We start from the raw sequence: 14,432 nt of genomic DNA on the forward strand, positions 1-14,432 counted from the left end.
GATTATTGGTCTTTATTTTTGCATGAAGTAATTTCCCGTCTTTCTCAAAATCTTTAAACCTGGCCTGCATCAGCAATTTTACCCTCTAATTACCTTTACTTTTTTAAATTGCAGTCTTATACATATTTATATGCACAGTAGTGGTTTTTTGAAGGTATTCGCAATTATTGCGTTGATTAGTTTGTTGTTTGATTGGTACATCCATTCCGGCCTTAAAACCTTAACTGCCGACTGGCAATCAAACCTGTGGCGCAATGTTGTTTTATGGGGGTATTTGATCACATCTGTTGGTGTAACTGCGTTGTTTTTAATTGGCTTTGGCGCTTTTAGTACAGCAAGCGGCATGCGCCCGTTTCATGAGTGGATGCTAAGCCTGTTCCTGACGTTTTTTATTACCAAATTGGTTTTCATAATCGTGCTATCCCTCGGCGATCTTGGGCGGTTTTTCGTAGGTGTATTCAACTTGATCAGTGATTCGGGCAGGGTTGCCGGGCAGCCGGCTTTTCCGGGCCGGCGTAAGTTCATCAGTGAAATAGCGGTACTGGTGGCTGCCGTGCCTTTTACTTCGTTTTTTTATGCCATGCTTAAAGGTAAATATGATTATAAGCTGCACAAAACCACCCTTTATTTTGATGATTTGCCCGATGCTTTCGATGGCTTTACCATCACCCAGCTTTCTGACATCCATTCGGGAAGTTTTGATAATACCGAGGCTATGCAACGCGGTATCGACCTGGCTAAAGCGCAAAAAAGCGACCTGTTTGTTTTTACCGGCGACCTGGTGAATAATGCAGCATCGGAAATTGAGCCTTATATTGACAGGTTTGGGCAGATCAAAGCGCCTTACGGACAGTTTTCCATTTTAGGTAACCACGATTACGGTGATTATATCCATTGGGATAACATGCAGGAAAAGGCAGCCAATCTCGATAAACTTAAACAACATCACAAAGCCTTAGGCTACCGTTTGCTGCTGGATGAAAATGTAACCATTGAAAAAGGCGGGCAATCGATCTCCCTCATCGGGATCCAAAACTGGGGCAAAGGTTTCATCCAGATAGGCGATTTGAATAAGGCGCTTCAGGACGTACCCCAGGATGCCTTTAAAATACTGCTTTCGCATGACCCTACCCATTGGGAAGAACAGGTTCGTTATAACCCAACAACCATTCATCTTACCTTGTCGGGCCATACTCACGGCGCGCAGTTTGGTGTAGAGATTCCCGGCTTTAGGTGGAGCCCGGTAAAATACCGTTATGTTGACTGGGCCGGCCTCGCTAATGAAAATAACCGATATCTGTACGTAAACCGTGGTTTTGGTTTCCTGGCATTTTCTGGAAGGTTAGGTATTTGGCCGGAGGTTACAGTTATTGAGCTGAAGAAAAAGGTGGTGTAACGTTATAAAATAAGGATTTGATTTATCCGGCTTGATTTGTGGCAGGGTTTTTATGCTTATTATACTAAGCATTTAAACTTAAAATTATGGCAACTAATAATATAAAAAGGATAGGCAAACAAGGTCCCCAGGTACAGCATCAGCATAGCAATGCCTGGCAAGTGATGAAGCCTTTTGTACATTTTGGTGTGAAAGCGATAAGCGCAATAGCCCATACGCTGATCTACATTATAAAACATATTCCCAAACCTGATTCGCCTAAACCTTCCGGGCAAAAAGGCGGTAAGGTCATCAAAATATGAAATAGTAAGCCCGGTATATTCATATCGGGCTTTTGGGTAATCCAGTACTGGTTATCAACCGTTATTAAACGGAATAAAATACCGTGTTTTCACGGGTTGCGGGACCGTTTTTAAATGGCGAGATTTAAGCGTTGATTAAATCATGCAAAACAAGAACTGCCATTACCTATCACTGGTTGCTAATATTGCCTTCAATAATAATTGATATAATATTGAAAACCTAAACCTTAACTTTAACCTTGTCCTTACACCCGTCAGTTTGATGGGTGTTTTTTGTTTTATACCAGGTCAAATTCATAAGCGTTCAGTAAGTGGCTTGTTGTTTAAATTACAATTTGTACTTACTTTCACCCTCAATGAATCATCTGTTTACCGGTTACAAAACGCTTCAAAAATTAATACTTCCGGCGCTGTTACTTTCTGCTACATTGTCAAAAGCGCAGGTGTTTGGCGGTAATCCGCCATCTATAAAATGGAAACAGGTAAACACACCGCCAGCCCGGGTGATATTCCCGACCGGCTTGGATTCGGCGGGGTTAAGGGTTGCCAATATCGTGCAGCAAATGAACGGCCTGATCCGGCCAACAATCGGCTTTAAGCAAAAACAAATCAGTATTGTATTGCAAAATCAAACTACCGTAGCCAACGGTTATGTGGGATTGGCCCCCTTCAGGAGCGAGTTTTTTTTAACTCCCGAACAAAATAGCTTTGATATAGGCAGCCTGCCATGGCCGCAGCAACTGGCTATTCACGAGTACAGGCATGTGCAGCAGTACAATAATTTTAATGTAGGCCTGTCGCATTTACTCCGCATAGTTTTTGGCGAGGGCGGGCAGGCGCTGGGTAACGACCTGGCTGTACCCAACTGGTTTTTTGAGGGCGACGCTGTTTTTAACGAAACCCTGGTGAGCGAACAGGGCAGGGGCCGGTTGCCTTATTTTTTTACCGGTTACCGTGCGCTGTGGGCTGCGGATAAAAACTACAGCTATATGAAGCTTCGCAATGGCTCGTACCGCGACTATGTGCCCGACCATTACCCCCTTGGCTACATGATGGTAGCCTACGGCCGCGAAAAATATGGAAGCGAACTCTGGAAAAACGTAACACATGACGCTGCGGCTTATCGAGGTGGCTTTTATCCTTTTCAATGGGCTGTTAAAAAATACACCGGCGAAAGTTTCAAAACCTTTTCAAATAATGGGTTTGCTTATTTCAAACAGCAATTTGCCGAAGATAACAATCAGCCCATTGCCGAACGAAAGAAACATTTTGACGCCAACCGGCAATACCCGGCTTTTGTGAACGATAGTACGCTCATCTATGCCAAAAATACTTACGATCATTTGCCTGCCTTTGTCATTAAAACCGGTGATAAAGAATTGAAAATCAGCACCCGTTCCTATTCATTGGATAGTTATTTTGATTATCACAACGGTAAAATAATTTATACATCCTATCGGCCGGATTTACGCTGGAGCTACCGTAATTATAGTGAACTGATGCTGCTTGATACAAAAACGGGGCTGGAACACCGGATCACATCAAAAGCAAAATACTTTTCGCCTGCTTTTAGTGCCGATGGCCAAAGCATTGTTGCTGTACGGGTTGATCCATCAGGATTGAGTCAGCTGCATATTTTGGATACTGCGGGTAAACTACAACAGGAAATTCCAAACCCGAAGGGGCTATTTTATACTTACCCTAAGTTTTACGGCGATGGCAAACTGCTGTCGGCAGCGCGCAATAAGGATGGTAAAATGGGGATAGCGCTTATTGAGATCGCTACCGGTAAAACAGCGTATTTAACACCCCCGAGTTTTCGCCCGATAGGTTTTATCGCCCTAAAAAAAGACACGTTGTATTTCACGCAAACCGATGGTAAAAACGACCGCCTGTTTGTGATGATGCTTAACGATAAAAGTGTTTATGAAATGTTGCCAACCGGTAATTTTACAGGTTTAGGCTACTATCAGCCGGCAGTAAGTGATAATAAACTGGCCTGGGTAGGTTTTACTGCCGATGGTTACCGGATTAACCAGGCCAATAAAAAAGATTTGAAATGGATAGCCGCCGGGGGAGATTATGCACGCTACCTGCCCGATCTGGGTATCACAGCACTGAAAAAAGATTCGGCTGCCAATTTAGTAACAGGGATAGTTGATAAGCCATTGCCGGTTACCAGCTATCCCAAAGCGCATGGTTTGTTCAATTTTCACAGTATCATCCCCAATATCAGCGACCCTAATTATTCATTCGCTATCACGGGCGAGAATGTGCTGAATACTTTTCAGTCCGAGTTGTCTTTTGATTATAATACCAACGAAGGCTACAAGCAGTTTGGTTTCGATGCCATTTACGGGGCTTTGTTCCCCTATATTTCGGCCGGGGCCGATTACACACTCGACAGGCGGAGCTTTTATAAGGGCCAATACGTTTACTGGAACGAGACTGCTGTGCATGGTGGTTTGCGGGTTCCCCTGAATTTTAGTGAGGGCAAGCGCTTAACCAGTCTTACCTTTGGCAGCGACCTGTATTTTAACAGTATCAACTTTCAACAAGCCTACAAAGGCAGTTTTGCTGACCGGTCATATAGCTATTTGAATAATTATTTCAGCTTTAGCAATCAAACGCAACAGGCACAGAAAAATATTTATCCCCGGTTTGCGCAAAGCATAGGCGTCAATTATAAATCGGCAGTTTCAGGATCGGGCGCAACGCAGCTATTGGCTACGGGAAGTTTTTATTTCCCTGGTTTGTTTGTGAACCACAACTTTGTCATCAGCCTGGCGCACCAGCAAAAAGGGAAGGACAACGTGATCAGTTTCTCTAATGATTTCCCTTTCTCCAAAGGTTATACCGCCGAAAACCTGGATGATATGAATAAGATTGGCTTAACATATCATATGCCAATAGCTTATCCTGATGCAGGTTTCGGCAACCTGTTTTACCTGTTACGCCTGCGTGCAGCATTGTTTTTTGATTATACCCATGCCAGCGCATCAAACTTTTTTACCGATGGCAGCGGTTTTAAGCAAAACTTCAGGTCGGCAGGTGGTACCCTGTATTTTGATACCAAATTCTTTAATCAAAACAGTATCACATTCGGTATCAGATATAGCAGGCTGCTGGATGAAGATTTTTTTGGCGGGACAGGGCGCAATAGGATAGAGCTGGTTTTGCCGGTAACTTTCTTTTAGTTGGATGGTTGATCTAATAATCAGTACTTATGATGCCCACTATACAACCCGAACAGGTGATCAACTCTGATTTTCTATCGTTAACATAGGAGGCTATTCGAATGATCTCAACAGGAATTTTGACATTCTTTTTTTGAAGAGTTTTTATTCCGGCAACGCCGTAGGCTTGTTCCTCGCAGCAAAAGCTGAACAACAGATTTTTAAGTTTTTTGATATCCCTGTTTTTTACAAGCTCGTCAATATATTCCCCCATCTTCGTTTTAGGACTTGCGTCACCGCAATAAAAGGCATACATTTTATATAGATTTAACTCTTTTACTAAATCTTCAATGTTTTTGGATGATTTGTAAAAGTCGTTGCGTCTTTTTAAGTATTGCAACACTTTCGTAGTATCTATTTTTGGATGATTTTCTCTTTTATTTAGTTTATCGTAAAGCGGATCTCCAAAGAATGAGTTATCATAGCACACAGAACTAATTAGAATGCTGTCGCCCATTGTTAGTAAATTAACATAGTAACGATTCGATCCATTAAAAATAACGTTTATCCGTTGATGCTTATAACCAAAATCCACATCTCTGTTAAAGTAAGTAGTTACTTTGCTATCATGGGGCTGCCGGGTTTGTTTAATGCTGTCAATTCTTTGGAAAAGCCTGGTAGCGCTCTTTTCATTATTAGATACTGATTCTATTTTGTGATAATAAGTCTGAAGCTGGGCATAACTTTTTAAAACGGTAACTTGGAATAAAAACAGAAAAAGTATTTTTCTATTCATAAATTTAACTGTTAGCCAGCCTGATGAGTTCCTTAACCCGGTCAACGCCGGTAACATCAATACTATATTCATCGCCGGCTTCGGCGCTCATCATGATGCTTTCATTGTGAAACTTCATTTTACTGGCAACCTTGATCCTTGCTGATGAATGAACTTCTTTTACCCCGGTGTAATGTATGAGATCGGCAACATTCGCTTCACTTACGCCGCTCCCGGGCATAATGCTGATGCGGCCGGCGGCTTGTTCAACGAGGCGGTTTAAATTGCTGGCACCCTCAATAGCGGTGCTTTTGCCTCCTGAGGTAAGTACGCGCTCGCAGCCCATTTCAATGATTTCTTCAAGGGCTTTATGCTGATCGGCACACATATCGAAAGCCCGGTGAAAAGTTACACCCAGGCCCCATTGCCGGGCAAGGCGTACCATTTCGGTACAGCGTTCTATATCGATAGAGCCATCTTCTTTAAGAATACCTATTACCACACCGTCGCAACCGGCATCAATACAATACCTGATATCGGCCATCATGAGCTTGTACTCCATATCATTGTACAAAAAATCGCCGCCGCGAGGACGGATGAGCACATACAGCTTGATATGGAGCAGGCTGCGGGCCATTAATATGGTGCCGTGCGATGGGGTGGTGCCGCCATCCTTCAAATTTTCGCAAAGTTCAACACGCACAGCGCCGCCCTCCTGGGCCGCCAGGGCCGATGTTACCGAATTAGCACAAACTTCGAGTGATACCTGCATGTTTTTTTAAGTCCATAGACCATAGTCAATAGTCCATGGCCTTTTTTTGTTTATTGTCTATGGTCGATAGTTCATAGACTACTACTGTTAAGTTAACTATATTCTACAATATTAAACTATGGACTATCGACTATGGTCCATCGACCAATAAATTTACTTATAATAACTTTTTCCTGGTATTAACAGGTCCTGTTGTTGTGCATTACAAACGGCGTATGAAAAACCACTTTGTATAGCATAGGCACCATATTCGCCTTTTTTATTAATAGCTAAAAAGCCAACCTGGATCTTTTTGGCTATTTCCGGTTTCTTTTTAATAATACGGTTTACAGCTTCCTTGCAGGCATCCTCCGGAGATAGGCCCTGGCGCATTAATTCAACCACCAAGAAGCTGCCCACATTGCGGATCACCTCCTCACCAACACCGGTTGATGTTGCACCGCCAACCTCATTATCTACATAAAGACCTGCACCTATAATCGGGCTATCACCAACGCGGCCGTGCAGTTTAAAAGCCATGCCGCTGGTAGTACATCCGCCTGAGATGTTGCCTTTGGCGTCAATAGCAAGCATACCAATGGTATCATGGTTGTATTTATTGCCCGGTTTACCGCCGTTTTCGATATTCATAACGGGGCTGTACTGAGCTTTTTTAAGCCACTCCTTCCAGATCTTTTCTGTTTCGGGGGTTAGCAGTTTTTCTTTTTTCATACCCTGCTCAACGGCAAACTGGGTAGCACCTTCGCCAACCAGCATTACGTGAGGGGTTTTCTCCATCACTAAACGTGCTACCGAAATAGGGTGGGCTATATTCTCCATGGCAGCTACCGAGCCACAGTTGCCAAACTCGTCCATGATACACGAGTCGAGGGTTACATGTCCGTCACGATCGGGCAAGCCGGTGCGGCCTACAGTATGATTGGTGATATCTTCGGCTTCAGGGATGCGGGCCCCGGCTTCAATAGCGTCGAGCGAACGGCCTCCGGCTGATAATACTTTCCAGGCTCCTTTGTTGGCTATAATGCCAAAATCCCAGGTTGAAATTACGATAGGATAACCGCCTTCGGGCTTTGATATGACGGTTTTTGCGATGGCAGATTTAGAAAGCGCTGCAAATGAAGCACCTGCGGCGGATAATTTAATGAACTTACGGCGGTTGTACATACCGCTAATATATGAAAAACAGTTTTAAGTCATAAGTTCTAAGTCTTCAGTCTGAAGTCGTAACTCTTGAGTTTTAAGTTAAGACCCTATCGGGTTATAAAAATGAAGATTTTTGACTCGCGACTTAAGACTTTCGACTTTGAAAAAAGCTATTCAAAATCCCGCTGGCAATTAAAACAATGCCATGCTTTGCGGCTATAAAAAGGGAATATCATCAATAAAAATGAGATGATGGCGGTGAACCAATGAACCCTTTTTTCGGTTGCTGAACCATAACGTACATTGGTTGAGCCACAATAAGGGCAAATCACGGCATTAAGCGTTTCGTCATCAATTTCAATATGGTCCTGGTCGTGCAGGTCACCTTCGGCGGCTAAAATCTCCCGGCATCGCTCCAGGTCGCGCTCAAATATTTTGAGTTTAATGCCGCCTACAGCCTGGTTGTAAAGGGGATTGGACCCAATGGTGTTTTCATCGGCAATAAAGCAGGGGATACCATAACCTTCCAGTTTGGTGCGGATGATATGTGCAAGCATCACATCATAATAGGTTTCAAACGTTATGATCTTTTCTTCGGGTTGAACGGCCATATTGTAGATAAATATTAATCAAAGGTAAATTGTTTTTTATTTAATTTGGACGCCATGAACCGCATCGACCGAATATCAGCCATTTTGATCCAACTACAATCACGCAGGGTGGTAAAGGCAGGAGATATTGCCGATAGGTTCAATATTAGCCTGCGTACGGTTTACCGCGACATAAAAACGCTTGAAGAAGCTGGCATCCCGCTCATAGGCGAAGCCGGCGTTGGCTACTCCATTATGGATGGTTACCGCCTGCCCCCGGTAATGTTTACCCGCGAGGAAGCCACAGCTTTTTTAACCGCCGAAAAGTTTGTTGAAAAGCTTACAGATACCTCAACCATGGCACAGTACCAGTCGGCCATGTACAAGGTGAGGGCTATTCTTAAATCATCTGAAAAAGATGCCCTGGAAAACCTTGACGGCAGCATCGAAGTACTGAAAAGCCATAGTCAGAAAAGGGCCGGAAGTACCGATCATATCCAAACCATACTGGATTGCATTATCTGTAAAAAGATCATGAGCATTGATTACTTTGCCGCCCACTCGCAGGAAAATACCAAACGCGAAGTTGAACCGGTAGGCGTTTTTTTCCTGGATAGTTTATGGCACCTGATAGCCTACTGCCGTCTGCGTAGTGACTATCGCGATTTCAGGATGGACCGTATCAGGAAGCTGGTGGTTACAGATAAAAGTTATGTAAACAGTAAGCACCCTACGCTAAAAGATTATATTGACAAAATGGCCTGCGAAAAGCAGCTTGAACAGGTGGTGATAAAAGTTGACAAGGAGATTCACAGCTATCTTGATCATCAAAAATACTACGGCGGTTTTGTATCTGAGAAAACTGTAGGAAGTAAAATTGAGATGACTTTTTTGACCATCTCATTGGAAGGTTTTGCCCGATGGTATATGACCTTTGGCGACCGTGCCGAGATCATCAGACCCGACACCTTGTTGCAGCGTGTACGGGAGATCACCGCAACCATCGCCCAAAAAATAAATTAATTTCTTTTCTTTTTTTCCTGCTGACATAAGGCTGTCACCAGCGCGTTGTTACTTTGTTTCATAATGGCAGGGGCAGGGCTTTTATTGGTCGTGTTTTTGCGGTTAATTTAAACCATACACTTATGAAACATTGGATAATAGTAGTATCAAAAGATCACATTGGCCGTGGCATTTCCGGGGGATTTATTCAGGCCAATCATGGTAAACTGGCGCCGCTTAAACGTATGGAAGTTGGCGACTGGGTGGCGGTATATTCGCCCAAACAAAAGATGAACGGCAATGAGCCTTTGCAGGCTTTTACAGCCATTGGCCAGGTGCGTGACGAGGATATTTATCAGAAGCAAATGGCTATTGATTTTATCCCATACCGCCGCAATGTAAATTACTACGAATGTGCCGAAGTTCCGATAGCCCCGATGATTGAAAAGCTCGATTTTATCACCAACAAAAAAGCGTGGGGCTACAACTTCAGGTTTGGATTTTTTGAAGTTCCCGGCGCAGATTTTAAGAAGATAAAGGAACAAATGATCACTGCAAAACAACCACTATTAAATAAGGCTACGTTATGGAAAAATTAACAGTAAATGTGCAGGTAAAATTTAAAGCCCCGATGGCTAAAGTTTGGCAAGGCCTGACTGATCCTGCTATGGTGAAAAAATATTTTTTTGGTACCGATCTTGAATCGAGCTGGAGGGTAGGGGAGCCCATAAAATTCAGCGGGGAGTGGGGTGGTAAAAAGTATGAAGACCATGGAACTATACTGGATATTGATCCGGGCACATTTGTAAAATACAGCTACTGGAGCAGCATGAGCGGCACTGACGACAAGCCCGAAAACTATGCCAATGTTACCTACAACCTCACCGAAAATAATGGCGAGACTGAACTTACCGTTACCCAGGACAACGTAAAAAACGAGGAAGCTAAAGCGCATTCAGAACAAAACTGGAAAGGGATTTTTGAAGAATTGAGGAAACTGATAGAGTAATTATAATATTAAATTAATAATTTATATAATCATTATAATTGTTTGTAAAAAAGTTGATTATAAGTCAATATAACAAATAGTAATAACTCCGAAAATGGATAAAGTAACAATAAAGGGTTTCTATTTAGTTGGGATTTCGGTACGTACTACAAACCAAAACGGGCAGGCAATGAAAGATATAGCAGGGCTTTGGAACTGGTTTATGAGTGAAGCGGTTTTACAGCAGGTGGTGAACCGTCTTAGTGATGATATTTATTGTGTTTACACCGATTATGAAAGCGATAAGAACGGCTTTTATACCACAGTACTTGGTTGTAAGGTAGCTACTAAAGACAATATACCTGAAGGCCTGATTTGCATTACAGTACCACCCGGAAGCTATAACCGGTACGTGGCTAAGGGTGCATTGCCGCAGTCGGTAGGCGAAACCTGGCACCAGATCTGGACAAGCGATATTGACAGAAGATATATGGCCGATTTCGACGTATATGGAGAAAGGTCACAAAATGCTGATAACGCCGAGGTAGAAGTTTTTGTGGGAGTGAATAACTAACTATCGTCATGCTGAACTTGTTTCAGCACCCCATCAGAAGAGCCGCGTGGAATCTTGCTTGTGAGGTGCCGAAATAAATTCGGCATGACTTTTTAGTTAAAAGAATATAGCGTTTAGACTCCAGAAAACTCTGTAATTTCCAAAATTCTATAAATTGTAATTAATATTACCTGTTAAAAGTCAATCGCTTGCCGGCTTTACCTTCAATAAGACTTCCATTCGCATATGCCAGATTTCCTGATATCAATGTGTAAGCCACTTGCGAGCGGAAAGTATTGCCTTCAAATGGGCTCCAGTTACATTTATACAGGATATTACTTTTATTAACGTTCCATGGTTTGTTCAGGTTAACCAATACCAGGTCGGCCCAGTAACCTTCGCGGATGAAGCCGCGTTTTTCTATTTGAAAAAGGGTAGCTACGTTATGCGCCATTTTTTCTGCAATTTGCTCGAGGCTTATTTTACCATGGTGATACAGCTCAAGCATGGCTGGCAAAGCATGCTGAACCAATGGGCCACCGGATGGCGCCTGCAGGTAAGGCTGCTCTTTTTCTTCTATAGTATGCGGGGCGTGGTCGGTAGCAATAACGTCAATCCTTCCATCAAGTACAGCACGTAAAATACCATCACGGTCTGCCTCTGTTTTTACTGCCGGGTTCCACTTAATATAGTTGCCTTTTATGTCATAATCTGCATCGGTAAACCACAGGTGATGGATGCAGGCTTCGGCAGTAATTCGTTTATCTTTTAATGGAATTGTGTTGTCAAAAAGATGTGTCTCCCGCTCTGTAGAAATGTGCAAAATATGCAAACGAGTGTTGTGCTTTTTTGCCAGCTCAACCGCCATTGATGAAGACAAATAGCAGGCCTCTGCACTCCTGATTTTTGGATGCATCCGCACCGGAATATTTTCGCCAAGCAGTTGTTTGTAATGGGCAAGATTGCTCTTGATCGTAGCCTCATCTTCGCAGTGTGTAGCGATGAGCATGGGTGATTGCGCGAAGAGTTTTTCGAGGGTGTGAGGGTCATCAACAAGCATGTTACCGGTAGAGGATCCCATGAACACTTTGATGCCACAAACCTTACTGATATCGGTGCGCAAAACCTCATCTAAATTGTTGTTAGACGCGCCCATAAAAAACGAATAATTAGCCAGCGAATTGCGCGACGCGATCTGGTATTTATCTTCCAAAAGTTCCTGCGTTAAAGTGTTGGGAACGGTGTTTGGCATCTCCATAAACGAAGTGATGCCGCCCGCAACAGCAGCTCTTGATTCTGAATAAATATCGGCCTTATAAGTTAAGCCCGGCTCGCGGAAGTGCACCTGGTCGTCGATGCAGCCAGGTAACAAATGCAGTCCTTCTGCATTAATCACTTCATCTGCCTGGTGGTCGATAACTGAGTCGATACGGTCTATCAAACCATCTTTGATCAATACATCGGCAACGTATTGTTTATGCTCGTTAACTATGGTGGCTGCTTTTATCAGAATTGTAGACATGTTTTGAAATTTCGGATTTGGGATATTCGATTTCGGATTTGTTGATTGAGCTCAAACTTACGAAGTTTTTAAAACTTTGTAAGTTTTGAAGGGAAACTACTGAAGCATGAAGCCCTGTTGCTCCAGTATTTCGGCATTTTTCAATATACCGTATGTTCCAGTCTTTTTAACGGCCATTTTGTTATGGATGTGGTATTTTAGTTTCCGCGAGGCTTTATTGATTTCCTCCCAATTCCATACACTTGCCGGTCCTATAATTGAGTTGGGTAATTCATGACCAATTGCACCTTTCTCATTAAAATGCCCGATGTGTGATTTGCTAAGTACGTTCCCCTTAATTTGTCCCAGATAAAGTCGTATCAACCCCCAATCCATGGTTGAGTACCGGAACGTATGCCCTTTACAGCGCTTAGGATCAAGATTGATTTTTTCGAAAACAGGTTGCCCCTTAAACTCCGGTGACCATAAAGCGAAATTTGATCCAAAAGAGCCTCCGTTGTATAAATCAAATTTTGCGGTTATATCTGTTGCCGATGTATAACGAAGCACCTCTTCGTCATAAGCAGAATAATGATCAATAATTTGAAGTTTAGTCTCGGTCAAAATAAAATCGAGTAAGTCAATTTGGTCTTGTTTAATCGCGTAAAAGTCGTAAGTCATTCTATTCGTTTTTACATTTCGGCAAAAGTTTCTTCAGATGGAAACTCTCCTAAACTTCTATAAATTGCATTACCGCTCGCCTCGCTGTCCTTCACTGCCCATGTTGCCATTGCGTACATTACCGGCCGCAATTCCATGCCTGATTCGCTGAGCCGGTAGGTTACATGGGGCGGTACAACCGGTTTGGATTCCCTGATCAGCAGTCCGTCGGCTTCCAGTTGTTTCAGGTGCTGGATCAACATTTTTTCGGTGATGGTTGGGATAGATTTTTTTAGCTCGCTGTAACGCTTGCTTCCGGCTAAGAGGTGAAACAAAATGATCGGTTTCCAATATCCACCTATGCGTTCCATAACATAAGTTACCGGGCATTCTTTAAATGCGGCTTGTTTGTTTTCCTGTATAGTTGAGCTTTCTTTTATCGCTGTCATGGTAATACATACTTTAGGGTAAGTACTTGTAAAAAAGTAAGTGTAAAAATACCTTTGCTTTCAATAAAAACAAAAACATTATGAAAATTATAGTAACAGGTTCAACAGGCAATATAAGCAAACCTTTAACACAAACTTTAATAGCCGCAGGGCATAACGTAACAGTAATTAGCAGCAATGCCGATAAGGTAACAGAAATAGAATCATTAGGCGCTAAAGCAGCAATAGGTTCATTAGCCGATGCTGATTTCTTAACACAAACATTTACTGGTGCCGATGCGCTTTACGCCATGGTGCCGCCAAGCTTCAGTGCCGAAAGTTTAAGGGCATACCAAAACGAAACAGGTAAAAGCTATGCCGAAGCTATCAAACGCTCGGGTATAAAAAAAGTAGTTGCATTAAGCAGCATAGGTGCGCATTTGGATAGCGGCGTAGGCCCTATAAAAGGCATTCACGATGTTGAAGGTGTTTTGAGCGGATTAGATGGTGTGGCCGTTAAATTTATCCGTGCACCATTCTTCTATATCAATTTTTTCAGTAATATCCCGCTTATTAAGCACCAGGGTATCCTTGGATCAAATTATCCTGCAGATGCAAGACTAATCATGGTACACCCTAAAGATATTGCAGCCGCAATAGCAGAAGAGTTGCAAAAGGATTTTATTGGTAAAAGCGTACGCTACATTGTAAGCGAAGAGTCGACACCCGGCAAGGCAGCTGCAATTTTAGGTGATGCAATCGGCAACCCTAACTTGCCATGGATTGAGTTTACTGATGAACAGCTTGCAGAAGGCTTATCACAGGCAGGCGTTCCTCCCGAAATGACCCGCAACTTTGTTGAAATGGGCACTGCGGTAAAAAGCGGAAAAATCTGGGAGGATTATGATAAGCATAGGCCTGTATCGTCCGGTAAGGTGAGTTTGCAGGATTTTGCCAGGGAGTTTGCTGCGGTATACAACGGCTAAATTTTCTCATGTAAAAGTCATTATTGCTGTGAAAGCAGTAGTTGGCCTCACCCACCCCCCACCTCAGGTGCGGGGTGTTTACTTTTTTGAAGGCTTCACTTTTGGGAAATTTAGAGGTACCCACTGATTTGTACCCAGCGATGATCACTTGTGAACGATA

General features: G+C 43.0%; 15 protein-coding genes. 8 read left to right on the plus strand and 7 right to left on the minus strand.

Translation table 11 applies throughout. The features are described 5' to 3' along the window. The first annotated feature begins 130 nt into the window (after nucleotides 1-130). The 3 genes from BLS28_RS19310 (at nucleotide 131) to BLS28_RS19320 (ending at nucleotide 4,895) form a co-directional block, all read left to right on the plus strand. Nucleotides 131-1,396 (plus strand): metallophosphoesterase, encoded by a 1,266-nt coding sequence (locus BLS28_RS19310; protein WP_091171319.1) that lies wholly within the window; start codon nucleotides 131-133, stop codon nucleotides 1,394-1,396. Nucleotides 1,397-1,482: 86 nt separating this feature from the next. Further along, complete coding sequence (locus tag BLS28_RS19315) at nucleotides 1,483-1,698, plus strand: hypothetical protein (RefSeq protein ID WP_091171323.1); 216 nt, start codon at nucleotides 1,483-1,485, stop codon at nucleotides 1,696-1,698. A gap of 356 nt (nucleotides 1,699-2,054) precedes the next feature. Further along, nucleotides 2,055-4,895, plus strand: a complete 2,841-nt coding sequence (locus tag BLS28_RS19320; protein WP_091171326.1) for a TolB family protein — start codon at nucleotides 2,055-2,057, stop codon at nucleotides 4,893-4,895. Nucleotides 4,896-4,908: 13 nt separating this feature from the next. Here BLS28_RS19320 and BLS28_RS19325 read toward each other — a convergent pair whose 3' ends face one another. The 4 genes from BLS28_RS19325 to BLS28_RS19340 form a co-directional block, all read right to left on the minus strand. Continuing rightward, a complete protein-coding gene (locus BLS28_RS19325; RefSeq protein ID WP_091171330.1) occupies nucleotides 4,909-5,670 on the minus strand; it encodes a hypothetical protein in 762 nt (253 codons plus the stop codon). A gap of 4 nt (nucleotides 5,671-5,674) precedes the next feature. Beyond that, nucleotides 5,675-6,421 carry a copper homeostasis protein CutC gene (locus tag BLS28_RS19330; RefSeq protein WP_091171332.1) on the minus strand — a complete coding sequence of 249 codons (747 nt, stop codon included), beginning with the start codon at nucleotides 6,419-6,421 and terminating at the stop codon, nucleotides 5,675-5,677. 153 nt (nucleotides 6,422-6,574) lie between these two features. Continuing rightward, on the minus strand, nucleotides 6,575-7,585 hold the full coding sequence (locus BLS28_RS19335) for a glycosylasparaginase (RefSeq protein WP_091171335.1): 1,011 nt from the start codon (nucleotides 7,583-7,585) through the stop codon (nucleotides 6,575-6,577). 149 nt (nucleotides 7,586-7,734) lie between these two features. Then, complete coding sequence (locus BLS28_RS19340) at nucleotides 7,735-8,175, minus strand: putative signal transducing protein (RefSeq protein ID WP_091171339.1); 441 nt, start codon at nucleotides 8,173-8,175, stop codon at nucleotides 7,735-7,737. A gap of 54 nt (nucleotides 8,176-8,229) precedes the next feature. Here BLS28_RS19340 and BLS28_RS19345 point away from each other — a divergent pair, with 54 nt between their 5' ends. The 4 genes from BLS28_RS19345 to BLS28_RS19360 all read left to right on the plus strand — a co-directional run bounded on the left by BLS28_RS19345 (nucleotide 8,230) and on the right by BLS28_RS19360 (nucleotide 10,718). Continuing rightward, entirely contained in the window at nucleotides 8,230-9,177 is a 948-nt protein-coding gene (locus BLS28_RS19345) for a helix-turn-helix transcriptional regulator (RefSeq protein WP_091171343.1), read from the plus strand. 122 nt (nucleotides 9,178-9,299) lie between these two features. Continuing rightward, complete coding sequence (locus BLS28_RS19350; RefSeq protein ID WP_091171346.1) at nucleotides 9,300-9,755, plus strand: EVE domain-containing protein; 456 nt, start codon at nucleotides 9,300-9,302, stop codon at nucleotides 9,753-9,755. Next, the gene (locus tag BLS28_RS19355) at nucleotides 9,743-10,165 is read left to right on the plus strand and encodes an SRPBCC family protein (RefSeq protein WP_091171350.1); all 423 of its coding nucleotides are present in this window, start codon (nucleotides 9,743-9,745) and stop codon (nucleotides 10,163-10,165) included. The genes BLS28_RS19350 and BLS28_RS19355 overlap by 13 nt, the downstream gene beginning before the upstream one ends. Nucleotides 10,166-10,259: 94 nt before the next feature. Then, a complete protein-coding gene (locus BLS28_RS19360; RefSeq protein ID WP_091171354.1) occupies nucleotides 10,260-10,718 on the plus strand; it encodes a GyrI-like domain-containing protein in 459 nt (152 codons plus the stop codon). Nucleotides 10,719-10,884: 166 nt separating this feature from the next. On the opposite strand, the gene BLS28_RS19365 is transcribed toward BLS28_RS19360, so the two are convergent. The 3 genes from BLS28_RS19365 to BLS28_RS19375 form a co-directional block, all read right to left on the minus strand. Beyond that, nucleotides 10,885-12,219, minus strand: a complete 1,335-nt coding sequence (locus tag BLS28_RS19365) for a dihydroorotase (RefSeq protein ID WP_091171358.1) — start codon at nucleotides 12,217-12,219, stop codon at nucleotides 10,885-10,887. Between the two features lie 96 nt (nucleotides 12,220-12,315). Further along, nucleotides 12,316-12,879, minus strand: coding sequence for a hypothetical protein (locus BLS28_RS19370; protein WP_091171361.1), 564 nt, complete (start codon nucleotides 12,877-12,879; stop codon nucleotides 12,316-12,318). 11 nt (nucleotides 12,880-12,890) lie between these two features. Beyond that, on the minus strand, nucleotides 12,891-13,307 hold the full coding sequence (locus BLS28_RS19375) for a winged helix-turn-helix transcriptional regulator (protein ID WP_091171363.1): 417 nt from the start codon (nucleotides 13,305-13,307) through the stop codon (nucleotides 12,891-12,893). An 80-nt stretch (nucleotides 13,308-13,387) separates the two neighbouring features. On the opposite strand from BLS28_RS19375, the gene BLS28_RS19380 reads away from it, so the two are divergent. After that, nucleotides 13,388-14,272, plus strand: coding sequence for an NmrA family NAD(P)-binding protein (locus tag BLS28_RS19380; protein WP_091171367.1), 885 nt, complete (start codon nucleotides 13,388-13,390; stop codon nucleotides 14,270-14,272). Nucleotides 14,273-14,432: the final 160 nt, after the last annotated feature.

It is taken from the genome of Mucilaginibacter gossypii, from assembly GCF_900100945.1.
GTDB lineage: Bacteria > Bacteroidota > Bacteroidia > Sphingobacteriales > Sphingobacteriaceae > Mucilaginibacter > Mucilaginibacter gossypii.

Coding starts and splice junctions, on each gene's coding strand:
- BLS28_RS19310 (WP_091171319.1), top strand. CDS start 131: ATGCACAGTAGTGGTTTTTTGAAGGTATTCGCAATTATTGCGTTGATT.
- BLS28_RS19315 (WP_091171323.1), top strand. CDS start 1,483: ATGGCAACTAATAATATAAAAAGGATAGGCAAACAAGGTCCCCAGGTA.
- BLS28_RS19320 (WP_091171326.1), top strand. CDS start 2,055: ATGAATCATCTGTTTACCGGTTACAAAACGCTTCAAAAATTAATACTT.
- BLS28_RS19325 (WP_091171330.1), bottom strand. CDS start 5,670: ATGAATAGAAAAATACTTTTTCTGTTTTTATTCCAAGTTACCGTTTTA.
- BLS28_RS19330 (WP_091171332.1), bottom strand. CDS start 6,421: ATGCAGGTATCACTCGAAGTTTGTGCTAATTCGGTAACATCGGCCCTG.
- BLS28_RS19335 (WP_091171335.1), bottom strand. CDS start 7,585: ATGTACAACCGCCGTAAGTTCATTAAATTATCCGCCGCAGGTGCTTCA.
- BLS28_RS19340 (WP_091171339.1), bottom strand. CDS start 8,175: ATGGCCGTTCAACCCGAAGAAAAGATCATAACGTTTGAAACCTATTAT.
- BLS28_RS19345 (WP_091171343.1), top strand. CDS start 8,230: ATGAACCGCATCGACCGAATATCAGCCATTTTGATCCAACTACAATCA.
- BLS28_RS19350 (WP_091171346.1), top strand. CDS start 9,300: ATGAAACATTGGATAATAGTAGTATCAAAAGATCACATTGGCCGTGGC.
- BLS28_RS19355 (WP_091171350.1), top strand. CDS start 9,743: ATGGAAAAATTAACAGTAAATGTGCAGGTAAAATTTAAAGCCCCGATG.
- BLS28_RS19360 (WP_091171354.1), top strand. CDS start 10,260: ATGGATAAAGTAACAATAAAGGGTTTCTATTTAGTTGGGATTTCGGTA.
- BLS28_RS19365 (WP_091171358.1), bottom strand. CDS start 12,219: ATGTCTACAATTCTGATAAAAGCAGCCACCATAGTTAACGAGCATAAA.
- BLS28_RS19370 (WP_091171361.1), bottom strand. CDS start 12,879: ATGACTTACGACTTTTACGCGATTAAACAAGACCAAATTGACTTACTC.
- BLS28_RS19375 (WP_091171363.1), bottom strand. CDS start 13,307: ATGACAGCGATAAAAGAAAGCTCAACTATACAGGAAAACAAACAAGCC.
- BLS28_RS19380 (WP_091171367.1), top strand. CDS start 13,388: ATGAAAATTATAGTAACAGGTTCAACAGGCAATATAAGCAAACCTTTA.